General features: G+C 32.3%; 4 protein-coding genes. All 4 read left to right on the top strand.

Going from position 1 to position 5,800, the window contains the following annotated elements:
• Window positions 1–616 precede the first annotated feature (616 nt).
• The 4 genes from B0A58_RS10655 to B0A58_RS10670 are packed head-to-tail and all read left to right on the top strand — an operon-like array spanning window position 617 to window position 5,496.
• Window positions 617–1,939 carry a histidine kinase gene (locus B0A58_RS10655; RefSeq protein ID WP_089081046.1) on the top strand — a complete coding sequence of 441 codons (1,323 nt, stop codon included), beginning with the start codon at window positions 617–619 and terminating at the stop codon, window positions 1,937–1,939.
• Between the two features lie 5 nt (window positions 1,940–1,944).
• A complete protein-coding gene (locus B0A58_RS10660; RefSeq protein WP_089081047.1) occupies window positions 1,945–2,235 on the top strand; it encodes a 2TM domain-containing protein in 291 nt (96 codons plus the stop codon).
• A gap of 19 nt (window positions 2,236–2,254) precedes the next feature.
• The gene (locus tag B0A58_RS10665) at window positions 2,255–3,010 is read left to right on the top strand and encodes a LytR/AlgR family response regulator transcription factor (RefSeq protein ID WP_089081048.1); all 756 of its coding nucleotides are present in this window, start codon (window positions 2,255–2,257) and stop codon (window positions 3,008–3,010) included.
• 47 nt (window positions 3,011–3,057) lie between these two features.
• On the top strand, window positions 3,058–5,496 hold the full coding sequence (locus tag B0A58_RS10670) for an alpha-L-rhamnosidase-related protein (protein WP_243389482.1): 2,439 nt from the start codon (window positions 3,058–3,060) through the stop codon (window positions 5,494–5,496).
• Window positions 5,497–5,800 lie beyond the last annotated feature (304 nt).

Raw genomic sequence — 5,800 nt, forward strand, 5'->3', positions numbered from 1 at the left:
AAAAAATTTGTTTTTTTTAAAATTTAGCTTTAATATTACAATGGTAACAGGTACTGCAGCTGCACTATAGCCCCGACTGCAGTGGAAATCCTTTTTGTTTTTTCTTTAAAAACAAAAAGATTGAAACGAAAGGCGGGAACTGGCCCAGCGTGAAAATGCCTATTGTGGCTGCTTCTAATATAAGGACATGAATTTGATATGTACTTAAATTTGGTATAAATTGCATTTCAAATGGTTTTTTTGACTCTTGAATTTGTACTGATACTGCTTTTAGAAATAGGGAAAATAGGGTTGAAACAAAGGATTGAAGTACTGTTTTTTGGCAATTGGGTCGTTAATATTGACAATTGGGTACAATAAAATAGTTTGTTTGAACCGGCTGTATTAGTTTTGCTTCAAAATAGTAACCTAAAAAAACAATTGATGGTAAAATGTATTACAATGTTGATGGTGTTTTGTTGTGGTTTTATTTGTAAGAAAGATATGAATAAAAAAGTTGACGGCAGGGCAACGATTAAAAAAAACTTAATTTTGTGTAAAAAAAACGGTTTGGAGCAAGCGTCCTGTGGTGTGTATTTGAAAAATATAAAAAAAGTTACAAATAAATATACAATTTATGAAAAATAATTATGATTATTATTTAAAAATCATCCTAAAAGGTTTTTTAGTAAGTATTTTTATAGCGGTAGCAATAATTGCATTCGAAATTTTATTTGGAAGAAAAATAATATTTAATAAAGAGTTTTATACAGAAATAGGCTATTACATTTTGTTTGGTAGCGTTTTGAATTTTGTAAACACCCTCTATTTTGATTATTTGAATCATCAATTGGTTTGGGACAGATTCAAGCGCTTTAGAATGTTAATTGGAGCATTTGGGAGCATGATGCTGTCTATGTTTGTCATATTTTTATTGCGGCTGTTGGTTGCGGTATTGGTTTATAATCAGGATATTAGCCGTTTTTTATTGCACGAAAGTGCAAGTGTTTATGGGGTGTATTTGATGATTGTATTGGTAGTATCCCTTTTTTTTCATGCTGTATATTTTTACAAAAAAAGCAAAGATACAGAAGTTCAAACCCATAAAATTATGGCCGTTACGGCATCGGCAAAATTTGAAAGTTTGAAGAACCAGATAGATCCCCATTTTTTATTCAATAGTTTGAATGTGCTGAGTGCATTGATAGAAGAAAATCCTACAATGGCACAGAAATTTACAACATCGTTATCCAAAGTATATCGGTATGTTTTGGAGCAAAAGGATAAGGAATTGGTTACGGTTTTGGAAGAATTGGATTTTGCAAAAACCTATATGAGTTTGTTGCAAATGCGATTTGAGGATAGTTTGACGTTTGAGATATTTAATTTTGAAGGATTTTCAGATGAAAAAATAGTACCGTTGGCATTGCAATTATTGCTAGAAAATACCGTAAAACACAATATTGTGAGTGAGCAAAAGCCATTGCACATACAAATATATGTTTCGGAAGGGTATTTATGTATAAAAAATAATTTACAAATAAAGAATAATTTAGAGAACAGAAAAGGGGTAGGTTTGCAAAACATCCAAGAAAGGTATGGTTTGATTTGTATGCAAAACATTCAAATACTGAAAACCAACGATTCGTTTGAAGTAAAACTACCCTTGTTGAACCAATTAATTTTAAAAAACGAAGTAATGGAAAAAGCCACACAAAATGCTTATTGGAAAGCAAAAACTAGAGTAAAGGAGTTGAAAGAATTTTATGTTAATTTGCTTTCATACTGCTGTGTAATACCCGTGTTAGTGATTATTAATTTAGTAGTAATGCCACATTTTCATTGGTTTTGGTTCTCGGCTTTGGGCTGGGGTTTTGGATTAATTATGCATGCACTGCGGGTATTTGGATTTAGTAGTGCGTGGGAAGAAAGAAAAATGAAAGAAATATTAAATAGATAAAAAAAATGGAAAATTACAATCAAATAGACGAGCGCTATATTGCAGCTCAAAAAAGAGTACAAGAAATTAAAGGATTTTATGGTCATTTGGCCTCTTATGTATTGGTTAATTTATTTTTGCTTATATTAAATTTGGTAAGCTCTCCTGGATATTTATGGTTTTTTTGGCCAGCATTGGGTTGGGGAACGGGCTTATTGGCTCATGGAATTAAAGTATTTCAGATTATGCCATTTTTGGGCAAAGATTGGGAAGAGCGAAAAATAAAAGAATTACTGAATAAAGAGGAATATAAATAATATTTTTAAAACATTTATTTTGAGAGCCATAATAATAGAAGACGAAAAACCAGCTGCCCGATTATTGCAACGCAAATTACAAAAATTGGAAGTAACCATAGAAACCATGTTACATTCTGTAGAAGATGCTTTGACTTGGTTTGGCAGTAACGAACAACCCGATTTGATTTTTTTAGACATTCAATTGTCCGATGGTTTGTCGTTTGAAATATTTGAAAAAATAAACATTCAGTCGGCCATTATATTTACAACGGCTTATGATGTTTATGCGCTTAAAGCCTTTAAATTGAACAGCATAGACTATCTTTTGAAACCTATAGACGAGGTAGAATTAGAGCAAGCATTGTCAAAATTTAAAACTCGAGTTCAAAATAAAGAAGCCTTAACGTTTGATTTAGACTTGATACAAAAATTATTATTACCACAAAATGTTAAAACTTACAAAAAAAGATTTACGATAAAAATTGGGCATCAAATCAAAATCATTGCAACTTCAGACATAGAATGTATTTTTAGCGAAAATAAAGGTACCTATATTCATACGCTCGACAACCGAAGTTATTTGATAGACAGTACATTAGAAGTTTTGGAAACAGAACTGGATCCGCAACAGTTTTATAGAGTTAGCCGAAAATTTATAATTCCAATGGCCGTTATCAAAGAAATTCAAGTACACTCCAATTCAAGATTAAAAATTATTTTGCCAACATATCAATCAGAAGACATTGTGGTAAGCAGAGAAAAAGTGAATGATTTTAAAAATTGGCTTGGCTAAACGATAGACATTTGAAATTGTAAAAGATATTGAAAAAAATGTTATATTTGAAAACATTAAAAAATGGAATAAACATGCTTCAAAAAAAACAATTTCGGGTTTTTATTTTTTTATTTTTTATTACATATATGGTTGTGGCTCAGCATGGTAAAGTACATTTATTTCGTAGTATTTTTGAACATTCTGAAGGAATAAAAGGACAGTCTAAAAATTTATCAACCTCTTTCAACACGGCAGGTAATAAGTTGTATATGATTGGGCATCAAGATGGTACTTTTCCTGATATGGGCTGGCATATCCCTGGCGAAATGGGGGGCATTTGGCACCATCCAATCAAACTAATGGATGGTTTTGAGGTGGCAATAGCATTAAATGGAAGTACCATAAAACTAGACAAAGCCAATTCGTTTATTAATTTTCCATTTGGCAATCAGCAGCTTTATACTCCTAAATCAGATGTTATTGAAGTAGAGAGATTACAATTTGTACCAGACAATATAAATGGTATCTGTATCTATTTTTATATAAAAAATAAATCAAAACAAGTAATCAACATAAAATTTGAAATGACCAATCAAGTCAATTTGCGACCAGTTTGGCTTGGTGAAAGAACAAAAATGATAGATTCTGAAGATATTTCGACGTTTGATGAACGCCAACAATATTGGATCTCAAAAGACCAAAACAATCCATGGTATGTAGTTTGTGGCAGTACATTGCCTGCTGTTTCCCAACACGTTTTAGGCAGTAAACCTAACAAACCCAATACGTCTATCATAAAAAGTGTATATGAAATTCAAATTCAACCCCAAGAAATGTTTGAAGTACCCTATTTTATTGCGGGTTCCTCTACTGGACTTTCAGAAGCTACACAAACTTATAAAACCATTAGTAGTACTACAAACCAACTTTTGATAGCTAAAAGAAATAGGGTTTTGGCATTAGACCATTACTCAACTTTAACTATAGACGACAAAGCATTAGAAAATACCTTTAAATGGCTCAAGTATGCATCTGATTGGCTTACACAAGAGGTGTCGGGAGTTGGTCGGGGTATTGTGGCAGGATTGCCTGATTATCCATGGTGGTTTGGTGGCGACTTGAGTTATACCTTAAAAGGTTTGATCCGAATGGGACAGAAAGATTTGGTGTACAGTTCTATCGATTTAATTTCAAATATTTCTGATAAAAATAATGGTAATGGACGAATTGTTCATGAAGTATCTACCAATGGGGCTGTTTATAATTTAGGAAATGTATGCGAAACGCCACAATTTGTTTCATTAATTTGGGATGTATATTGTTGGACAGGCGATGAAGCTTTTTTGAAGAAATATTTTCCAAAAGTAACAAGTGGACTCACCTGGTTGATGCAAGAAAATGATTTTGACAAAAATGGATTGCCCGATGGCAATGGCATGATGGAAATACATGGTCTGAATTCTGAAATGATAGATGTGGCGGCTTATAGTCAAAAAGCATTTGATGATGCCTCTAAAATGGCATTTGTTTTAAATAATGAAAATCTTTCAAAAAAATATAAAAAACAAGCTGATTATTTGAAAAATAAAATCAATAACGACTTTTGGGTAGCAAATTTTAATTCGTATGCCGATTTTATTGGTACCAAACAAGAGGCTTTGCATTTAGCAAAAGATGCCATCGTAAGGGCAGACACCCTACAAAATGATTGGGCAGTAAAAGAATTGCAACAGAGCCAATCGATCATTGAAAACGAAACATCAAATCAAAAAAAAGGATTTGTATTATTTCATAATTGGGTGGTCAATACTCCAATGGAAACAGGGATTGCCAGTTATAACAACGCCATTAAGGCCTTAAACACTGCCTCGGCCTATACCAATCAGTATGGCATGTATGTAACGGGTATTGATAAAAATAAATTATCAGAATCAGAAAATACAATCAACAGAAAATCGTTTACCTATACAGGCACCGTAATGACCTTGCCAACAGGTGTACAAATTATAGCCGAAAACAACTACGGAAGGCAAGATAAGGCTTATGAATTAATGAAAAAAGTAGTTAAAACTTTTAGTTACGCATTACCCGGTTCGATGTATGAAGCCTCGCCAGATTATGGAATGATGACACAAGCTTGGAATGTTTATGCGTTTGGCACCCCAATTGTTTCGCAATTTTTTGGAATTCAACCATTGTCATATAAAAAGTTTGTTTCAATATCTCCCCAATTTCCTTCTGTTTGGCAGCATGGTGCCTTGGAACATATTTGCATGGGGCAAAACGAAATTGATATCCGTTTTGAAAAACATCTAAATAGACAAACCTTTAAGATTATTCAAAAAAAGAAAGATTGGACAATACATTTTGAGCAACCGGCTGGCAACTATAAAATATGGATTCTTAACGGAAAAAATGTTAAGCCTATAAAAAAAGGTACTAAAGAATACATCGTATTAAAAGGAAATAACACAAAAACGCTAATTTTATATTATAATTTATAAATATTTTAATTTTTATACGAAATTTTTTATAAAAAAAACAAATAAAACCCGTTGAAACAACATATCTTTCAACGGATTAAAATTACAAAATGCGTCATCCCTACGGGATTTATATGTTGCATATTAGAGCCGTAGGCTCGACCGATATTATAAGGCTGGACTTTAGTCCAGTCGATACAACATGTTACACGATAACAGAGCCATAGGCTCTTTCTATTTTAAATCCTCAAAAATATATCTTTCATCAAAAGGAATTTCAAATTTCTCTAAATAGTTTAAATACTCTTCTTTAACCCAACTTGCC

Source organism: Flavobacterium branchiophilum NBRC 15030 = ATCC 35035, assembly GCF_002217205.1.
In the GTDB taxonomy this organism is placed as follows: Bacteria; Bacteroidota; Bacteroidia; order Flavobacteriales; family Flavobacteriaceae; genus Flavobacterium; species Flavobacterium branchiophilum.

Excerpts from the sequence above, each read along its gene's own strand:
- B0A58_RS10655 (WP_089081046.1), top strand. The coding sequence starts at position 617 with ATGAAAAATAATTATGATTATTATTTAAAAATCATCCTAAAAGGTTTT.
- B0A58_RS10660 (WP_089081047.1), top strand. The coding sequence starts at position 1,945 with ATGGAAAATTACAATCAAATAGACGAGCGCTATATTGCAGCTCAAAAA.